Source organism: Streptomyces cinnamoneus, from assembly GCF_014650495.1.
Lineage (GTDB): Bacteria > Actinomycetota > Actinomycetes > Streptomycetales > Streptomycetaceae > Streptomyces > Streptomyces cinnamoneus.
On record NZ_BMVB01000033.1, the window covers coordinates 31092 to 48309 of the forward strand.

Genomic DNA, 17218 nt, shown 5'->3' on the forward strand with positions numbered 1-17218 from the left:
ACCGCACCACGCGAGTGGCGCGGAACGGCCCCGGCCCGCCCACGCGCACAGGGAGACCACCAGACGTGACCGGCACGGATATGGACCCCTTCGGCACCGCCCACCTGCGCCGCGCCGTGCTGGATGCGTGGGCGGCCTCGCCCGCGCGGTTCCGGGAGGACGCCAACGCCGAGGAGGACCTCGCCCTCGGCGGCTACCGCGACCGCCTCGTCGTCGAGCTCGCCCAGAACGCCGCCGACGCCGCGGCCCGCGCCGGCGTGACCGGCCGCCTCCGGCTGACCCTGCGCGCCGCCGACGGCGGAGCGCCCGCCACGCTCGCCGCCGCCAACACCGGTGCGCCCCTCGACGCCGCCGGCGCCGAGTCCCTCTCCACGCTGCGCGCCTCCGCCAAGCGGGAGGACGAGGGCCGGGCCGTCGGCCGGTTCGGCGTCGGGTTCGCCGCCGTCCTCGCCGTCAGCGACGAGCCCGCCATCCTGGGCCGTACCGGCGGCGTCCGCTGGTCCCTCACCGAGGCCCGGGCCCTCGCGGACGCCGCCGGTGACGGCGCCCTGGCCGAGGAGATCCGGCGCCGCGAGGGCCACGTCCCGCTGCTGCGGCTCCCGCTGCCCGCCGAGGGCGAGGCGCCTGCCGGCTACGACACGGTGGTCGTGCTGCCCCTGCGCGACGGCGCCGCCGAGGACCTGACCGCCCGTCTCCTCGCGGGCGTCGACGACGCGCTGCTGCTGGCCCTGCCGGGCCTGACCGAGGTGGTCGTCGAGACGCCCGGCGACGGGGAGCGCACCCTGACGCGCCGCCAGGACGGCCCGTACGTCGTCGTCGAGGACTCCGCCGCGCCGCAGCCCACGCGCTGGCGCGTGCACCGCGACGGCGGGCCGCTGGAGCCCGCCCTGCTCGCGGACCGCCCGGTCGAGGAGCGACTGCGCCCGCACTGGTCGCTGACCTGGGCGGTCCCCGTCGACGCCGACGGCGCGCCCGCACGGCCCGCCACCGCGCCGGTCGTGCACGCCCCGACCCCGACCGACGAGCCCCTCGGGCTGCCGGCGCTGCTCATCGCGAGCTTCCCGCTGGAGCCCACCCGCCGTCACACGGCCCCCGGCCCGCTCACCGACTTCCTCACCGAGCGCGCGGCGGAGGCGTACGCCGCCCTGCTGCGGGACTGGCAGCCGGTGGGCACCGGAACCCTGGACCTGGTCCCGCCGCCGCTGGCCACGGGCGTGGTGGACGCGGAGCTGCGCCGCCGGGTGCTGGAGCGGCTGCCGCGCGTGGCGTTCCTGCCGGGCGCCGCGGGCGGGCCCGGCGAGGAGGAGCCCGTACCGCCGGCCGGTGCCGGTGTGGAGGGCATTCCCTGGACCGAGGGGCCGGACGCCTCCACCCAGCGGGCGGAGCCGTCCGCCCACGCCTGGGACGACCCTTTCGCGCACACCGCCGCCGGCGCCCCGCGGGCCCTGCGGCCGGTGGAGGCCGAGGTCGTGGAGGGCGCGGGCGCGGAGACCGTGGCGGTGCTGGCCGAGCTGTTCCCGAGCCTGCTGCCCGCGGGGCTGGAGCGCCGCCAGGAGCTGCGGGCGCTCGGCGTGGCGCGCGTGCCGCTCGGCGAGGTCATCGACCGCCTCGCGGGTGCCGAGCGCCCCGCGGACTGGTGGTGGCGGCTCTACGACAGCCTGGCCGGCGTCGACCCGGACCGGCTGACGGGCCTGCCCGTGCCGCTGGCCGACGGCCGGACGGCCGTCGGGCCCCGCCAGGTGCTGCTCCCGCCGGCCGACACGACCGGTTCGGAGCGCCTGTCGCGGCTGGGTCTGAAGGTCGCTCACCCCGACGCGGCCCACCCCCTGCTGGAGAAGCTGGGCGCCACGCCCAGTTCGCCGCGGGCCGTGCTGACGACCCCGCAGGTGCGGGCCGCCGTGGCCGCGTCGCTGGACGCGGAGGACGTCTGGGACGAGGAGGGGCTCGACAGCGACACGCTCGCCGAGGTCGTCCTCACCCTCGTACGGGACGCGGACCTCGCCCCCGGCGACGAGCCCTGGCTGGCCGCGCTGGCCCTCCCGGACGAGGACGGCGAGCTCGCCCCCGCCGGCGAACTGGTCTTCCCCGGCAGTGCCTTCGAGCGCGTGATCCGGCCAGGTGAGCTCGCCGCGTGCGACGCGGAGCTGGCCGGGCGCTGGGGCGAGCAGCCGCTGACGGCGGTGGGCGTGCTCGCGGACTTCGCGCTGGTGCGGGCCACGGACGTCGTCCTGGACCCGGACGAGCTCGAACCGCGCGACGGCGACTTCGCCGAGCCCGACGACGTGGGCCTGCTCGACGCGGTCGACGTCTGGTGCGAGGACGTCCTGGACCGGCTCCCGGACACGCCCGTGCCGCCCGTCGCGACGGAGATCGTCGCCGTCCGGGACCTCGACCTAGTCGACGACGACGCGTGGCCGGAGGCGTTCGCCCTGCTGTCCCGGCCGCCGCTGCGCGACGCGCTGACCGCGCCCGTGCGGGTGCTCCTGCCGGACGGCACGACCGAGTCCGTGCGCCCGTACACCGCGTGGTGGCTGCGCGGCCACCCCGTCCTGGACGGCCGCCGCCCCGCCGGGCTGCGGGTCAGGGGCGGCGACCCGCTGCTGGCGGGCCTCTACGAGGCCGCCGACGCGGCCGGCCTCGCCGACGAGCAGGTGCTGCGGGCGCTGGGCGTCCGGACGTCCGTGGCCGCGCTCCTCGACGAGCCCGGCGGCGCCGCGGAGCTGCTGGCCCGCCTCGCCGACCCGGACCTGCCGGTGACCCCCGCCCAGCTGCACGGCCTCTACAGCGCGCTGGCGGAGCTGGACCCGGAGGACGTGACGCTGCCGGACGACCTGCGGGCCGTGGTCGACGACGAGGTGCAGGTCGGGGACGCGACCGACGTGCTGGTCGCGGACGCCCCCGACCTGGTGCCCCTGGCGGCGGGCCACCCGCTGCTGCCCGTACGCCCGGACCGGGCGGCCGCTCTCGCCGAGCTGCTGCAGGTGCGGCGGGTGAGCGAGGTGTTCCCCGTGATCGTCCCGGCCGGCGAGGGCCGGCCGCGCGAGGTGCCGGAGGGCGTCCGCGTCCTGCTCCCGGGCGCGCCGTCGACGTACGTCGAGCACGAGGATCTGGTCGTCGGCGGCGTCGAGCTCGACTGGCGCTACGGCGAGGACGGCATCCTGCACGCCGCCACCCTGGAGGGCGTGGCGGCGGGCCTGGCCTGGGCGGCGGGAGCCTGGTCCCGCCGCTTCGAGGCGGCGGCGCTCCTGGAGGACCCGACCCGGACGGAGGAACTGGCGCGGGCGAGGTGGTTCGACTGACGACGCCCCAGCCCGCCCGGTGACGGCGACCCGGCCCGTCCGGCGGCAACAATCCAGCCCGGTCCCGGCGGCAGCAATCCGGCCCGTCCGGTGACGGCGATCCGGCCTGTCCGGGCGGCAGCAATCCGGCCTGTCCGGTGACGGCGATCCGGCCTGTCCCGGCGGCAGCAATCCGGCCTGTCCGGTGACGGCGATCCGGCCTGTCCCGGCGGCAGCGATCCGGCCCGTCCGGTGACGGCGATCCGGCCCGTCCGGCGACGACGATCCAGCCCGGTCCCGGCGGCAGCAATCCGGCCCGTCCGGTGACAGCGATCCGGCCTGTCCCGGCGGCGGCAATCCGGCCCGTCCGGCGACGACGATCCAGCCCGGTCCCGGCGGCAGCAATCCAGCCCGTCCGGCGATTGAGGACCGGGGTCCGGGGCGGAGCCCCGAAATCCGGGGGTCCGGGGGCCCGCCCCCGGTTTCGGGAAGGGGCGGGTAGGGGAAAACTCCGCCCCCCGCCCCCCGCGGCCTACCCTGGCAGTACGGCGAAGTACGCACGCACCCCCGGGAGGCCCCCATGACCCGGAAAGTCGCCGACTGCCGCAAGTACCCCAGCGAATCGCACTGCACCCTCACCATCTCCGGCGAGGAGGACGAGGTGCTCCGCGCGGCCGCCGAGCACGCCGTCTCCGTGCACCAGCACGAGGACACCCCCGAGCTGCGCGAGCAGATCCGCGGCCTGCTGGAGGACGAGAAGGCCGGTTCCTGAGGGGCGTGGCGGCGGCCGGCGGCTACGCCGGGAACCTCCGCCCCACCCACCGCCAGGTCACCTCCAGCGCCCCCGCGGCCACGGCCGCCACGGCGACGGCGGCCCACGGCATGGCCGTGCCGACCAGCTTCAGCGCGAAGAACCGCTGGAGCCAGGGCGTGGCGAGCACCGCCAGGAAGCCGGCCCCCATGGCCGCCACCAGCGCCACGCGCCACCACGTGTACGGGCGCGCGATGATCGCGAGCACCCACATCGAGATCAGGAAGAGCGCCAGCGTCGCCACGCTCGTCTCCGCGTCCAGCGCGCCCGCGCCGGAGTAGTAGTGGCGTGCCAGCAGGTACACCGCGAACGTGGCCGTCCCCGCGATGAGCCCCGCCGGAACGGCGTACCGCATCACCCGCCGCACGAAGTGCGGCTGCGCCCGTTCCTTGTTGGGCGAGAGGGCGAGGAAGAAGGCCGGTACGCCGATCGTCAGCGTCGACAGCAGGGTCAGATGGCGCGGCAGGAAGGGGTACGGCACGCGCGTGCACACCACCAGGATGGCCAGCAGCACCGAGTAGACGGTCTTGGTGAGGAACAGCGTCGCCACGCGCGTGATGTTGCCGATGACGCGCCTGCCCTCCGCCACGACCGAGGGCAGGGTGGCGAAGCTGTTGTTGAGCAGGACGATCTGGGCGACGGCCCGGGTGGCCTCCGAGCCGGAGCCCATGGAGACGCCGATGTCGGCGTCCTTCAGCGCGAGCACGTCGTTGACGCCGTCGCCGGTCATGGCGACCGTGTGCCCGCGTGACTGCAGGGCGCCGACCATGTCCCGCTTCTGCTGCGGGGTGACGCGCCCGAAGACCGCGCCCTCGTCCAGGGCCCGGCCCATGGCCTCCCGTTCCCCGGGCAGCCGCCGGGCGTCCACGGGCGCCGCGGAGCCGGGCAGGGCCAGCTTCGCGGCGACGGCGCCGACGGAGACGGCGTTGTCGCCGGAGATGACCTTGGCGGAGACGTCCTGCTCGGCGAAGTAGCGCAGGGTGTCCGCGGCGTCCGACCGCAGCCGCTGCTCCAGGACGACGAGCGCGGTGGGCCGCAGGCCCTCGGTGACGCGCGGGTCGTCCAGCCCGCGCCCCGCCCGCGCCAGCAGCAGCACCCGCAGCCCCCGGGCGTTGAGCTCCTCGACGTCGGTGAGCGCCGCGTCGCCGGGCGGCAGCAGGACGTCGGGCGCGCCGAGCAGCCAGTTGCCGCTGTCGTGGCCGGGGCCGTCGAGCGTGGCGCCGCTGTACTTGCGCGCCGAGGAGAACGGCAGCGCGCCGGTGCAGCGCCAGCCGCTGCCGTCGGGGTAGGCGTCGATGATGGCCTGCAGGCTGGCGTTGGGGTGGGGGTCGGCGTCCCCCAGGGCGCCGAGCACCTGGCGCACGTAGTCCTCGTCGGCCCGGGCGTCGGGCAGGACGCGCAGTTCGCTGACGTCCATGCCGCCCTCGGTGAGGGTGCCGGTCTTGTCGAGGCAGACGACGTCGACCCGGGCGAGCCCCTCGATGGCGGGCAGCTCCTGCACCAGGCACTGCTTGCGGCCCAGCCGGACGACGCCGACGGCGAAGGCGACGGAGGTCAGCAGCACCAGGCCCTCGGGGACCATCGGCACGATCCCGGCGACCATCCGCCGGACCGCTTCCTTCCAGTCGTGCTCCTGCACGACGAGCTGGCTGACGACGAGCCCGACGGCGGTGGGCAGCATCATCCACGTCACGTACTTGAGGATCAGGCTGATGCCGGTGCGCAGCTCGGAGTGGACGAGGGTGAAGCGGGACGCCTCCTCGGCGAGCTGGGCGGCGTAGGCCGCGCGGCCGACCTTGGTGGCGGTGAAGGCCCCGCCGCCGGCGACGACGAAGGAGCCGGACATGACCCTGTCGCCGGGCTGTTTCAGGACGGGGTCGGCCTCGCCGGTGAGCAGCGATTCGTCGATCTCCAGGCCGTCGGCCTCCACGACCTCGCCGTCGACGACGCACTTGTCGCCGGGGCCGAGCTCGACGAGGTCGCCGAGGACGATCTCCCCGGTGGCCAGGGACACGGCCGTGCCGTCGCGCCGGACGGTCGGTCTGGCCTCGCCGATGAGGGCGAGGGAGTCGAGGGTCTTCTTGGCGCGGAGTTCCTGGACGATGCCGATCGCGGTGTTGGCGATGATCACGAAGCCGAAGAGGCCGTCCTGGAGGGGCCCGACGACGAGGATGATCAGGAAGAGGACGCCGATGATGGCGTTGAACCGGGTGAAGACGTTGGCCCGGACGATGTCCGCCGTGGAGCGCGAGGACCGTACGGGGACGTCGTTGACCTCGCCCCGGGCCACGCGCTCGGCGACTTCGCGGGAGGTCAGGCCGCTGTGCCTCATCCTCCGACGGTAAGGCGCCCCCGCCCGCCCGGCCTTCCGGGACGCCGGGGACCGGCCACCGGCCGCGGGGTCTAGCGGACTTCGTCCGTCCCCGCCGCGTGGCGCTTGATCGCGGCGTCGCGCTTGCGCACGTACCAGACGCCGATCAGGCCGAGGCCGCCGCCGGCCAGGCACGTCCACAGCCACCACAGGTGCCCGTGGTCCTGGAACCAGCCGTAGAACGGCAGCTGGGCGAGGAAGAGGACGAACCACAGGATGGTGCCACCGGTGATGGTGGCCACGACGGGCCCCTCCAGCGGCTCGGGCGCCTCGTGCCTGGGTGTCCACTTCGTCATGGCGGCCAGCCTAGTGCGTCCTGTCGGAGGCGCAGCCGCGGAGCCCTTGTCCCGCCGGGGTCTACGCGCGGAGATAGCCAAGCGGCGTTTGTTTATTCATACTGAATCGAACCGGAATTGACTGGATGCTTTTGTTTGATCATCCAAGAAGCATCCAATTCATGATCCTTTTTGTTTGTTTCCCCGGCTCCGGCCGGCCCTCTCACGACTGAGGTCCCCGCATGACCACCTCGGCCACCCCTGCGGTCGACGAGCAGCAGCCGTCCCCCACGCCCCCCGGCGCCGCGAAGAACGCCTTCGACCGCTACTTCCGGATATCCGAGCGGGGTTCGTCCCTCGGCCGCGAGCTGCGCGGCGGTCTGGCCACCTTCTTTGCGATGGCCTACATCATCGTGCTGAACCCGATCATCCTCGGGGCAGGCCAGGACAAGTTCGGCCACCAGCTGGACAACGGCCAGCTGGTGACGGCCACGGCCCTGATGGCCGGGCTCAGCACCGTCCTCATGGGCGTGATCGGCAACGTGCCCATCGCCTGCGCCGCGGGCCTCGGCATCAACGCCGTCGTCTCGTTGCAGCTGGCGCCCAAGATGAGCTGGCCGGACGCGATGGGCATGGTCGTGCTGGCCGGCCTGGTCCTGATGCTCCTGGTCGCCTCGGGCCTGCGGCAGCGCGTCATGGACGCGATCCCCGCCGGGCTGCGCCGGGCGATCGCCATCGGCATCGGCCTGTTCATCTCGCTGATCGGCCTGGTGGACTCCGGCTTCGTCACCCGCAACCCCGACGCCGCCCATACGACCGTCCCCCTGGGCCTCGGCCAGGGCGGTCAGCTGCAGGGCTGGCCGGTGCTGGTGTTCGTCGCCGGGCTGGCGCTGACGTTCATCCTGCTCGTGCGGAAGGCGCCGGGCGCGATCCTCGTCGGCATCGTCGTGATGACGGTCGTGGCGATCGCCGTCAATGCGGTGGCGAAGATCCCGGACGCGAGCTGGGGCCTGTCCGTCCCGTCCATGCCGGACAAGATCGTGGACACCCCGGACTTCGGGCTGATCGGCGACGTCAGCCTCTTCGGCGGCTTCCACGAGGTCGGCCTGCTCACCGGCTGCCTGTTCGTCTTCACCGTGCTGCTGTCCGGCTTCTTCGACGCCATGGGCACGATCATCGGCGTCGGCGAGGAGGCCGGCCTGACGGACGAGAAGGGCCAGCTGCCCAACATGGGCAAGATCCTCATGATCGACGGCGTGGCGGTCGCCGCCGGCGGTGCCGGCTCGGCCTCGGCCAACACCTGCTTCGTGGAGTCCACGGCCGGTGTCGGCGAGGGCGCCCGCACGGGCGTGGCCAACCTGATGACGGGCGGCCTCTTCCTGCTCGCCCTCGTCTTCACCCCGCTGGCCACCGTGGTCCCCGCCCAGGCCGCCACCCCCGCGCTGGTCGTCGTCGGCTTCCTGATCATGGCGTCCAACGTCAAGGAGATCGACTGGAGCGACTTCACGATCGCGATCCCCGCGTTCCTGACGATCATCTCCATGCCGTTCACGTACTCGATCACCAACGGCATCGGCATCGGCGTCCTGTCCTTCATCCTGCTGCGGATCGCCGACAGGCGGGCGCGGGAGATCCCCTGGCTGCTCAACGCCGTGGGGCTGTGCTTCCTCGTCTACTTCATGCTGGACCCGATCGAGCGGATGCTGGGCGTGAAGTAGTACCTGCACCGCAGGAAACGGTCGTCGTGGGCGGCCGGGCGTGATGCCCGGCCGCCCACGTGTGCTTCCGTCCGCCCCACTGGCCCACTTTCTTTAGTTCAGGTAATGAGTTAATCTAATGAACATGCCGGATCTGTCCCGTGCCCCCGAACCGGGCGACGAAGCCGCCGTGAACGCTCTGCGCTCGGCCGTGATGCGGCTCTCGCGCAGGCTCAAGCACCAGCGCGTCGACGAGTCGCTGAGCCCCGCCGAGATGTCGGTGCTCGGCACCCTCGCCCGCTGTGGCTCGGCCACCCCGGGCGAGCTCGCCCGCAAGGAGCACGTCCAGCCGCCGTCGATGACCCGCATCGTCGCGCTGCTGGAGGGCAAGGGCCTGGTCAGGCTGGAGCCGCACCCCGAGGACCGCCGCCAGAAGGTGGTCCGCCAGACCGAGCAGGCCGAAACGATGCTCGAAGAGAGCCGGCGCAGGCGCAATGCCTGGCTCGCCGAACTGGCCGGGCAGCTCGACGACGAGGAGTGGGCGACGCTGCGCGCCGCCGCGCCCGTTCTGGAGAAACTCGCGCACCTGTAAGCGCCCGAGAAGGAGGCGAACGCACCTTGAGTACGGGACACGGAGCAGACTCCGCCCCCGCACCGAACCGCCACGACGACGCACGCACCACCCCCCTGCCGCGCACTCGGCGCACTTCCAAGGGGGGCACGTTCAGCTCGCTCCGCATCCGCAACTACCGGCTCTTCGCCACCGGCCAGGTGGTGTCCAACACCGGCACCTGGATGCAGCGCATAGCCCAGGACTGGCTCGTCCTCGGCCTCACCGGCTCCTCCACCGCCGTCGGCATCACCACGGCACTGCAGTTCCTTCCCATGCTGCTGCTCGGCCTCTACGGCGGCGTGATCGCCGACCGCTGCCCCAAGCGGCCGCTGCTGCTGATCACCCAGTCCGCGATGGCCGTCACCGGCCTCGCGCTCGGCGTGCTCACCCTCACCGGGCACGTGCAGGTCTGGCACGTCTACCTCACGGCGCTCGCGCTCGGCCTCGTCACGGTCGTCGACAACCCCGCCCGGCAGGCGTTCGTCGTCGAGATGGTCGGCCCGTCCGACCTGCGCAACGCCGTCAGCCTCAACTCCGCCAACTTCCAGTCCGCCCGCCTCGTCGGCCCGGCCGTCGCCGGTGTGCTGATCACCGCGATGGGCAGCGGCTGGGCGTTCCTGCTCAACGGGCTGTCCTTCGCCGCACCCATCGCCGCGCTGCTGCTGATGCGCACGGGCGAACTGCACAAGGTCGACCGCGCCCCGCGGGCCAAGGGACAGCTGCGCGAGGGCCTGAGCCATGTGGCCGGGCGCCCGGAGCTGATCTGGCCGATCGTCCTGGTCGGCTTCATCGGCACCTTCGGCTTCAACTTCCCCATCTGGCTCACGGCGTACGTCAACGACGTCTTCCACGCCGGGGCCGGCACGTACGGCCTGCTCAACACCCTGATGGCGGGCGGTTCGCTGACCGGCGCCCTGCTCGCGGCGCGCCGGGGCACCTCGCGGATGCGGATGCTGGTCGGCGCGGCGGCGGCCTTCGGGGCGCTGGAGATCGCGGCGGCGCTGGCGCCCTCGTTCTGGGTCTTCGCGCTGCTGCTCGTGCCCATCGGCATGTGCGGCCTGACGATCAACGTCACCGCCAACTCGGGCCTGCAGATGGCCTCGGACCCGGCCCTGCGGGGGCGGGTGATGAGCCTGTTCATGATGGTCTTCATGGGGGGTGCGCCGCTGGGCGCGCCGCTGATCGGCTGGGTCACCGACGCGTACGGGCCCCGGGTCGGCTTCCTCGCCGGGGGCGCGGTCTCGGCGCTGGCCGCGGTCGCGATCGGCTTCGCGCTGGCCCGCTCGGGCGGGCTGCGCCTGAAGATCGACCTGCGCCGCGGACGCCGGCACGTGACGTTCGTCCCGCGGCAGCGGACCGCCGCTCCCCGTCCGGACGAGGTGACGGCCGTGGCGTGACGGCGTGGCGGCGTGAGGCGTGGTCGCCGGGTCGGTGGGCGTGGCGTGGCGGCGTGAGGCGCGGTCGCCGGGTCGGCGGGCGTGGTGTGACGGCGTGGCCGCCGGGCGACGTCGCACCGCCCCGGCGGCCGCCCGCCGGGGGAGACTGGCCGCATGCGACTGTTCGCCGCGGTGATCCCGCCCGGACCCGCCATCGACGAACTGGCGGCCGAAGTGGCGCAATTGCGCGCCGCGCTCCCCGACCGGCACGGCCGGCTGCGCTGGACCGAGCCGGCCATGTGGCACTTCACGCTCGCCTTCCTCGGCGAGGTCGAGGAGACCCTGCTGCCCGAGCTGGGCGAGCGTCTCGCCCGCGCCGCCCACCGGCATCCGGCGCACGAGCTGCGGTTCGCCGGGGGCGGCCGGTTCGGCGACCGGATCCTGTGGGTCGGGGCGACCGGCTCGCTGGAGACCCTGGGCGGCCTCGCCCGCTCCACCGCCGCCGGCGCCCGGCGGGCCGGGGTGCGGATGGACGACGCCAGGCCCTTCCGCCCCCACCTCACCCTCGCCCGGGCCACCGGGCACGTGAACCTGCGGCCGTACGCCGAGGAGCTGGCGGAGTTCCGCGGCCGCCGGTGGCCCGTCGAGCGCCTGGAGCTCGTCCGCAGCCGCCTGCCGGCCTCCGGGGTGCCCGGGGAGCGCCCCCGCTACGAGACCGTGGCGGCCTGGCCGCTGGGCACCCGGCGAGCACAGTGAGCGGTCCGGTTACGCTCAAGGGGTGGACCCGAAGACCAGGAACCGGATCATGACCGGTGCGCTCGCCGTGATGCTCGTCGTCGTCGCCGTGGTGGCCGCGGTGAAGTGACGGCGGCGCCCGGACGCGTCCGGACACGCCGACGGACACGCCGACGGACACGCGCCCCAACACGCGGAGGGCGGCCTGTGCCGGGATACCGGCGAATCACGCTGGTACGGTCCCGGCCCCGGGCGCTGATCGGAAGGCGGGGTTCCGGATGGTCCATGCCGTGCTGCACGCGCTCTCCATCGCCGGGTCCATGACCTGGGAGATCACCTGGGCGCTGATCCTCGGCTTCGCCCTGTCCGCCGTCGTCCAGGCCCTCGTGCGCACCTCGGCCGTCGTCTCGCTGCTGGGCGACGACCGCCCCCGGGCGCTCGCCGCCGCGGCCGGGCTGGGCGCGGCGTCGTCCTCCTGCTCGTACGCCGCCGTCGCGCTGGCCCGTTCGCTGTTCGTCAAGGGGGCACACTTCACGTCCGCCATGGCCTTCGAGATCGCCTCCACCAACCTGGTGGTCGAGCTGGGCGTCATCCTCGCCCTGCTGATGGGCTGGCAGTTCACCGCCGCGGAGTTCGCCGGCGGGATCGTGATGATCGCGGTCCTGGCCGTGCTCTTCCGGCTGCTGCTCCGCGAGGCGCTGCTGCGCAGCGCGCGGGAGCAGGCCGGACGCGGGGTGGCGGGTGCCATGGAGGGCCATGCGGCGATGGACATGTCGGTCCGGGGCGAGGGGTCGTTCGTCCACCGCCTGCTGTCGCGCGAGGGGCTCACCGCCACCTCCCACGTCTTCGTCATGGAGTGGGCGGCGATCCTGCGCGATCTGGTGCTCGGCCTGCTCATCGCGGGTGCGATCGCCGCGTGGGTGCCCGAGGACTTCTGGCGCGCGTTCTTCTTCGAGGGCAACCCGCTGCTGGCGAAGCTGTGGGGCCCGCTGGTGGGGCCGCTGGTGGCGATCGCGTCGTTCGTCTGCTCGATCGGCAACGTGCCGCTGGCGGTGGTGCTGTGGAAGGGCGGCATCAGCTTCGGGGGCGTTGTGGCGTTCGTCTTCGCGGACCTGCTGATCCTGCCGATCCTCAGCATCTACCGGAAGTACTACGGGCGGCGGATGGCGCTGTTCCTGCTCGGCACGTTCTACGCGGCGGCGGTGGTGGCGGGCTACGCCGTGGAGGTCGTCTTCGGGGGCCTCGGCCTGATCCCGGACCAGGCGGACGCGAAGATCCCGGCGGAGGGCGTGCACTGGAACTACACGACGTACCTCAACATCGTCTTCCTGCTGCTGGCCGCGGTGCTGGTGGCGCGCTTCCTGGCCACGGGCGGGCGGCGCATGCTCCGGACGATGAGCGGGTGACGGGCGCGGGTCACCCTTGCCTGGAGCGGACTCGAAGGCGTTGGCTGGGCGCATGGAGTACACGCAGCTCGGACGCACGGGACTCAAGGTCAGCCGGCTCGTCCTCGGCACCATGAACTTCGGCCCGCAGACCGAAGAGGCCGAGAGCCACGCCATCATGGACGCCGCCCTGGACGCGGGCCTGAACTTCTTCGACACCGCCAACGTCTACGGCTGGGGCGAGAACAAGGGCCGCACCGAGACCATCATCGGCAACTGGTTCGCCAAGGGCGGCGGCCGCCGCGAGAAGGTCGTCATCGCCACCAAGGTGTTCGGCGGCATGGACGGCGACCGGGAGCCGTGGCCGAACCACGACCGGCTCTCCGCGATCAACATCCGCCGGGCCGTCGACGCCAGCCTCAAGCGGCTGCGGACCGACCACATCGACCTCTACCAGTTCCACCACATCGACCGTCTGACTCCCTTCGAGGAGATCTGGCAGGCCATCGACGTCCTCGTCCAGCAGGGCAAGATCGTCTATGCCGGGTCCTCGAACTTCCCCGGCTACAAGATCGCCCAGGCGAACGAACTGGCCGGGCGGCGGGGCACGGTCGGCCTCGTCAGCGAGCAGTGCCTGTACAACCTCGCCGAGCGGCGCGCCGAGATGGAGGTCATCCCCGCGGCGCGGGAGTACGGCCTGGGCGTCATCCCCTGGTCGCCGCTGCACGGCGGCCTGCTCGGTGGCGTGATCAAGAAGGAGAACGAGGGCGGGCGCCGCGCGTCCGGGCGGTCGGCGGACGCCCTGGCCGACACGGCCGTGCGGGCGCAGGTCCAGGCGTACGAGGACCTGCTCGACAAGCACGGCATCGAGCCGGGCGAAGCGGCCCTGGCCTGGCTCCTGACCCGGCCCGGTGTCACCGCCCCGATCGTCGGCCCGCGCACGCAGGCGCAGTTGGAGAGCGCGCTGCGGGCGGTGGAGCTGGAGCTGGGCGACGAGCTGCTGACGGGGCTGGACGGCATCTTCCCGGGTCCGGGGCCGTCGCCGGAGGCGTTCGCGTGGTGAGCTGAACGAGCCGGTGCGCGGTGTTCTCGTGCGGGCTCGCGTATGGGTCGGGTCCGTACGAGGACGCGGCGCCTCAGTGGCGCCTCAGCGGTGGGAGAGGGCGGGCGCGTAGGGGCCGGCCACGTCCCACGCCTGGTGCAGCGCGGTGGCGAAGGCGGCGGCGAGGAGGTGCTCGCCGGCGGCGTTCGGGTGCGTCCCGTCGTAGGTGTCCCGGTCGATGTCCCAGCCCTGGGGGGAAGAGGCGAGCAGCAGGGGGGACGTGGGCTCGTCGAGGTCGGCGACGGCCTTGCCCAGCAGCTCGTTGAAGCGCTCGCACTCGGCGGCGAACGGCGGGTCGGCGAGCGCGCGGACGTTGGGGATCACCGGCATCAGCACGGCCCGGATCCGCGGGTTGGCCTCGCGGGCCTCGGCGAAGAAGCGGCGGACGTTGGCGGCGGTCTGGTCGGCGTCGGTGTAGAAGCCGAGGTCTATGAGGCCGAGGGAGATCAGCAGGGTGTCCGCCTTGCCCTGGCGGACGGCGTCGCCGATGAGCGGCGCCATGTGCAGCCAGCCCTCGCCCCAGCCGGCGAGGTGACCGCGGCAGCGCTCGGGGAAGCCGGGGTCGCCGTAGTCGAGCGATCCGGCCTCGCCGGTGGAGGGGTCGTACAGCTCGCGGCGCGGCCCGACGATCTTGTAGGGGGCGCCGTAGGAGGCGTTGAGGTGTTGCCACATGCGGTAGCGCCATGTGTGGTCACCGGCGCTACCGATCGTCATCGAGTCGCCGACGAACATGATTCGCATGCGGGTCATCTTCGCAGGTCGCGCCGGGGCCGGGGATGTGACGGCGACCACCCGGCGGCGGGGGCCCGGCCGGGGCGCGGCCCGTTGTCAGTGGGTGCCCCTAGATTGACCGTCATGTCGGGGGGACGCCTTCACGGGGGCGTTTTCCGCTCTGTCCGTGTGCCCGGCCCGGGCACGACCTTGGGGGGTTGCAGTGAGCAAGATCGTCGCGCTGGTGTACCTGTCGCTGGACGGCGTCATGGAGAGCCCGTCCTGGACCGCTCCGTACTTCGACGACGAGCACGGCGCGTACGCGCACCGGCAGCTGTTCGCCGCGGACGCGCTGCTGCTGGGACGCGAGACGTACGAGGGCTTCGTTCAGGCGTGGCCGGGCATGACGGACGAGGACGGCTTCGCCGACCGGATGAACTCGATGCCCAAGCACGTCGCCAGCACCACGCTGCGGACGACGGAGTGGAACGCCGCCCTGATCGAAGGCGACCTCGCGAAGGAGGTCGCCGCGCTCAAGGAGCAGTACGAGAACGACATCCTCGTCTACGGAAGCGGCGCGCTGATCCGCTCGCTCATAGCCGAGGGCCTGGTGGACGAGCTGAAGCTCTGGATCCACCCGGTGGTGGTCGGCAAGGGCAAGCGCCTCTTCCCGGAGGGCACGCCGACGTCGACGTGGGTGCCCTCCGGGACGACCGCGTTCACGTCGGGGGCCATGGTGCTCGACTACCGTCCGGCCGGGCAGGAGTAGCCGGCGGGGGCAGACTCGTCGTGGGGCTGCCCCCCTCGCCGGACTGCGCGGTCAGTCGCCCTGGCCGGGGGGTACGGGCAGGGGCCCGTACACACGTTCCGCGGCGGCGAACCGGTGCTTCTCCGCCTGCTCCGGCGGCCGCAGGTTGGTGGCGTACGCCTGCCAGCTGAAGCCGTTGGGGTGCTGGAGCCGGACGAGGCCGTCCGCCGATTCGACGACCAGGCCGACGCCGCTGGTGAAGGTGTCCACGGCAAGGATGCCGAGGGGGACGTCCGGAACGCTCACTTGCCCCACCTGCCACGGGCGTTCACGGTCTGCGCCGTGGCGCTGGGCCGCTCGGTGTCGGTGGCGGCTCATGGGCCGCCGGTGTGGGGGAGGGAGATGACGGCGGGTCGGGGCGGACGTGGTGGCGTGGGCGGGGAAGGGGGCGCGGTGCGGATGAGTCGCGCTCTCGTCCGTGCAAGGAGTCGGGCGATACGCTCTTTCATGTCATCAGCTCCTTGAGGCTGGTGGCCATGCCCCCGGACCGGTCGGACGGTCGCGGGGGTCTGTCATGTGACTCACGACAAGTTACCTAGACCCCCCTGTCCATGCCTAGACAAGTACAGTACTGTCTATGTTCGGCTGCATATTGATGCATACAGTCATGGGTCGTGATGAAGTTTGACCCGACGCGACCGAAGTGGGCCCAGATCGCTGAGGAGATCCGCAAGCGGATCGCGACCGGCGAGTACCCGCCCGACCACCTGATCTCCGAAGTGCGCATGGAGCAGGAGTTCGACGTGGCGCGAGGGACGGTGCGCAAGGTCACCGCGGCGCTGCGCGAAGAGGGTCTGATCATCACCACCCCGGGAATGGGCTCGTTCGTCGCACGGCGCTAGCCGACCGGTCGGGTCGCTGCCTAGGCTCTGTCGCATGCCGCAGCACCCCAACGTCGAAGCCGCCGTCCGGTACCACGAGGCGGTCTCCCGGGGGGTCGCCGGGGAGGAACTGGCCCGCTTCTTCCACGAGGAGGCGGTGCAACAGGAGTTCCCCAACGCCCTCTTCCCCGACGGCGTCCGCCGCCATCTGCCGGATGTGCTCCAGGCCGCGGAGCGCGGCCGCGAGGTCATCGCTCACCAGCGGTTCGAGGTGCACAATGCGGTGGCGGCCGGCGACCAGGTCGCTCTCGAAGTCGCCTGGACCGGCACGCTCGCCGTCCCGCTGGGCGACCTCCCCGTAGGCCACGTACTCCGTGCGCACATCGCGGTCTTCCTCGAATTCCGCGACGGAAAGATCCGCGCGCAGCGCAACTACGACTGCTATGAACGTCCCGCGGACCGGCCGGCAGGTACGGTTTGATCATGGACATATCCAGTGTTGTCAGGGCAACCGCGCGGCGCCTCCTCGGGGAACTGGGCGCCGGCGGGCTGTCCCTCGAAGCCGTGGCCGACGGCGCCGGTCTTGCGGTCGCCGAGGTCACCGGCGTCTTCCCGCACCGGGACGACCTGCTGACCGCGCTGCTCGTCGACGCCTACAACGAGTCCGGCGCGGCGATGGAGCAGGCCGACCAGGCGGCCAAGGACGCCGACGCGCCGACGGGGGCGCGCTTCCTCGCGGCCGCCCGCGCACTGCGGACGTGGTCCCTCGGCAGCCCCGCCGAATTCGCGCTGGTCTACGGTTCGCCCGTTCCCGGATACCACGCACCCCAGGACACGGTCCCGCCCGCGTCCCGCACGCCGGCCGTGCTGGCCGGCATCGTGCGTTCCGCGCTCGAAGCCGGTGAACTCGCCCCGCCGCGACGGGCGGTGCCCGGGCCGCCGCTGATCCGGCCCGAGGCGGCCGCGCTGTTCGGCAGCGTGCCCGAAGCGCCGTTCGCGGACGTCATCGAGCGTGGCATCGTGCTGTGGAGCAACCTGATCGGTCTCCTGGCGTTCGAGGTCTTCGCCCGTACGCACGACAGCGTCCTCGACCAGTCCGACTTCTTCGACTTCGCCATCGCGGTGTCGGCCGAAGGCGTCGGGCTCGCGGTGCCCCTGGACTAGGGCGTGTCCGATGGCTCTTTGATGAGATCGCGGAGCCAGATCACGATGGCTGCGGTGGTCAGCGTGCCGTG

The 17218-nt window shown here is 73.0% G+C and carries 16 protein-coding genes; 12 read left to right on the forward strand and 4 right to left on the reverse strand.

The window, feature by feature from the left end; all coding sequences use genetic code 11:
- The first annotated feature begins 80 nt into the window (after window positions 1-80).
- Together IE182_RS28885 and IE182_RS28890 are read left to right on the forward strand one after the other, a co-directional pair.
- Window positions 81-3299, forward strand: coding sequence for a sacsin N-terminal ATP-binding-like domain-containing protein (locus IE182_RS28885; RefSeq protein WP_190112942.1), 3219 nt, complete (start codon window positions 81-83; stop codon window positions 3297-3299).
- A gap of 559 nt (window positions 3300-3858) precedes the next feature.
- Window positions 3859-4050, forward strand: a complete 192-nt coding sequence (locus IE182_RS28890) for a DUF1059 domain-containing protein (protein ID WP_190112925.1) — start codon at window positions 3859-3861, stop codon at window positions 4048-4050.
- Window positions 4051-4072: 22 nt separating this feature from the next.
- Here the strand turns inward: IE182_RS28890 and IE182_RS28895 are convergent, their stop codons facing one another.
- Both IE182_RS28895 and IE182_RS28900 read right to left on the reverse strand, forming a co-directional pair.
- Window positions 4073-6421, reverse strand: a complete 2349-nt coding sequence (locus IE182_RS28895) for an HAD-IC family P-type ATPase (RefSeq protein WP_190112926.1) — start codon at window positions 6419-6421, stop codon at window positions 4073-4075.
- Window positions 6422-6492: 71 nt separating this feature from the next.
- Complete coding sequence (locus IE182_RS28900) at window positions 6493-6756, reverse strand: DUF2530 domain-containing protein (RefSeq protein ID WP_190112927.1); 264 nt, start codon at window positions 6754-6756, stop codon at window positions 6493-6495.
- 221 nt (window positions 6757-6977) lie between these two features.
- Here IE182_RS28900 and IE182_RS28905 point away from each other — a divergent pair, with 221 nt between their 5' ends.
- The 6 genes from IE182_RS28905 to IE182_RS28930 all read left to right on the forward strand — a co-directional run bounded on the left by IE182_RS28905 (window position 6978) and on the right by IE182_RS28930 (window position 13604).
- Window positions 6978-8453, forward strand: a complete 1476-nt coding sequence (locus tag IE182_RS28905; protein WP_190112928.1) for an NCS2 family permease — start codon at window positions 6978-6980, stop codon at window positions 8451-8453.
- A 124-nt stretch (window positions 8454-8577) separates the two neighbouring features.
- A complete protein-coding gene (locus tag IE182_RS28910) occupies window positions 8578-9024 on the forward strand; it encodes a MarR family winged helix-turn-helix transcriptional regulator (protein WP_190112929.1) in 447 nt (148 codons plus the stop codon).
- Window positions 9025-9050: 26 nt separating this feature from the next.
- Complete coding sequence (locus tag IE182_RS28915) at window positions 9051-10442, forward strand: MFS transporter (protein WP_190112930.1); 1392 nt, start codon at window positions 9051-9053, stop codon at window positions 10440-10442.
- 153 nt (window positions 10443-10595) lie between these two features.
- The gene (gene thpR / locus IE182_RS28920; RefSeq protein ID WP_190112931.1) at window positions 10596-11177 is read left to right on the forward strand and encodes an RNA 2',3'-cyclic phosphodiesterase; all 582 of its coding nucleotides are present in this window, start codon (window positions 10596-10598) and stop codon (window positions 11175-11177) included.
- A gap of 257 nt (window positions 11178-11434) precedes the next feature.
- Window positions 11435-12562 (forward strand): permease, encoded by a 1128-nt coding sequence (locus IE182_RS28925; RefSeq protein ID WP_190112932.1) that lies wholly within the window; start codon window positions 11435-11437, stop codon window positions 12560-12562.
- A 52-nt stretch (window positions 12563-12614) separates the two neighbouring features.
- Complete coding sequence (locus IE182_RS28930; RefSeq protein WP_190112933.1) at window positions 12615-13604, forward strand: aldo/keto reductase; 990 nt, start codon at window positions 12615-12617, stop codon at window positions 13602-13604.
- Window positions 13605-13688: 84 nt separating this feature from the next.
- Here the strand turns inward: IE182_RS28930 and IE182_RS28935 are convergent, their stop codons facing one another.
- Window positions 13689-14384, reverse strand: a complete 696-nt coding sequence (locus IE182_RS28935; protein WP_229845205.1) for a GDSL-type esterase/lipase family protein — start codon at window positions 14382-14384, stop codon at window positions 13689-13691.
- A gap of 193 nt (window positions 14385-14577) precedes the next feature.
- Between IE182_RS28935 and IE182_RS28940 the strand changes: the two genes are divergently transcribed.
- Window positions 14578-15123, forward strand: coding sequence for a dihydrofolate reductase family protein (locus IE182_RS28940; protein WP_190112934.1), 546 nt, complete (start codon window positions 14578-14580; stop codon window positions 15121-15123).
- 51 nt (window positions 15124-15174) lie between these two features.
- Here IE182_RS28940 and IE182_RS28945 read toward each other — a convergent pair whose 3' ends face one another.
- The gene (locus tag IE182_RS28945) at window positions 15175-15408 is read right to left on the reverse strand and encodes a hypothetical protein (protein ID WP_190112935.1); all 234 of its coding nucleotides are present in this window, start codon (window positions 15406-15408) and stop codon (window positions 15175-15177) included.
- Window positions 15409-15779: 371 nt separating this feature from the next.
- On the opposite strand from IE182_RS28945, the gene IE182_RS28950 reads away from it, so the two are divergent.
- The 3 genes from IE182_RS28950 to IE182_RS28960 are packed head-to-tail and all read left to right on the forward strand — an operon-like array spanning window position 15780 to window position 17147.
- Window positions 15780-16004: a GntR family transcriptional regulator gene (locus tag IE182_RS28950; RefSeq protein ID WP_373303635.1), complete on the forward strand. Its 225-nt coding sequence runs from the start codon at window positions 15780-15782 to the stop codon at window positions 16002-16004.
- A 34-nt stretch (window positions 16005-16038) separates the two neighbouring features.
- Window positions 16039-16464 carry a nuclear transport factor 2 family protein gene (locus tag IE182_RS28955; protein WP_190112937.1) on the forward strand — a complete coding sequence of 142 codons (426 nt, stop codon included), beginning with the start codon at window positions 16039-16041 and terminating at the stop codon, window positions 16462-16464.
- Window positions 16465-16466: 2 nt separating this feature from the next.
- Window positions 16467-17147: a TetR-like C-terminal domain-containing protein gene (locus IE182_RS28960; RefSeq protein WP_190112938.1), complete on the forward strand. Its 681-nt coding sequence runs from the start codon at window positions 16467-16469 to the stop codon at window positions 17145-17147.
- The last annotated feature ends 71 nt before the right edge of the window (window positions 17148-17218 follow it).

Excerpts from the sequence above, each read along its gene's own strand:
- IE182_RS28890 (WP_190112925.1), top strand. The coding sequence starts at position 3,859 with ATGACCCGGAAAGTCGCCGACTGCCGCAAGTACCCCAGCGAATCGCAC.
- IE182_RS28950 (WP_373303635.1), top strand. The coding sequence starts at position 15,780 with ATGAAGTTTGACCCGACGCGACCGAAGTGGGCCCAGATCGCTGAGGAG.
- IE182_RS28885 (WP_190112942.1), top strand. The coding sequence starts at position 81 with ATGGACCCCTTCGGCACCGCCCACCTGCGCCGCGCCGTGCTGGATGCG.
- IE182_RS28925 (WP_190112932.1), top strand. The coding sequence starts at position 11,435 with ATGGTCCATGCCGTGCTGCACGCGCTCTCCATCGCCGGGTCCATGACC.
- IE182_RS28960 (WP_190112938.1), top strand. The coding sequence starts at position 16,467 with ATGGACATATCCAGTGTTGTCAGGGCAACCGCGCGGCGCCTCCTCGGG.
- IE182_RS28930 (WP_190112933.1), top strand. The coding sequence starts at position 12,615 with ATGGAGTACACGCAGCTCGGACGCACGGGACTCAAGGTCAGCCGGCTC.
- IE182_RS28895 (WP_190112926.1), bottom strand. The coding sequence starts at position 6,421 with ATGAGGCACAGCGGCCTGACCTCCCGCGAAGTCGCCGAGCGCGTGGCC.
- IE182_RS28955 (WP_190112937.1), top strand. The coding sequence starts at position 16,039 with ATGCCGCAGCACCCCAACGTCGAAGCCGCCGTCCGGTACCACGAGGCG.
- IE182_RS28900 (WP_190112927.1), bottom strand. The coding sequence starts at position 6,756 with ATGACGAAGTGGACACCCAGGCACGAGGCGCCCGAGCCGCTGGAGGGG.
- IE182_RS28905 (WP_190112928.1), top strand. The coding sequence starts at position 6,978 with ATGACCACCTCGGCCACCCCTGCGGTCGACGAGCAGCAGCCGTCCCCC.
- thpR (WP_190112931.1), top strand. The coding sequence starts at position 10,596 with ATGCGACTGTTCGCCGCGGTGATCCCGCCCGGACCCGCCATCGACGAA.
- IE182_RS28935 (WP_229845205.1), bottom strand. The coding sequence starts at position 14,384 with ATGCGAATCATGTTCGTCGGCGACTCGATGACGATCGGTAGCGCCGGT.
- IE182_RS28910 (WP_190112929.1), top strand. The coding sequence starts at position 8,578 with ATGCCGGATCTGTCCCGTGCCCCCGAACCGGGCGACGAAGCCGCCGTG.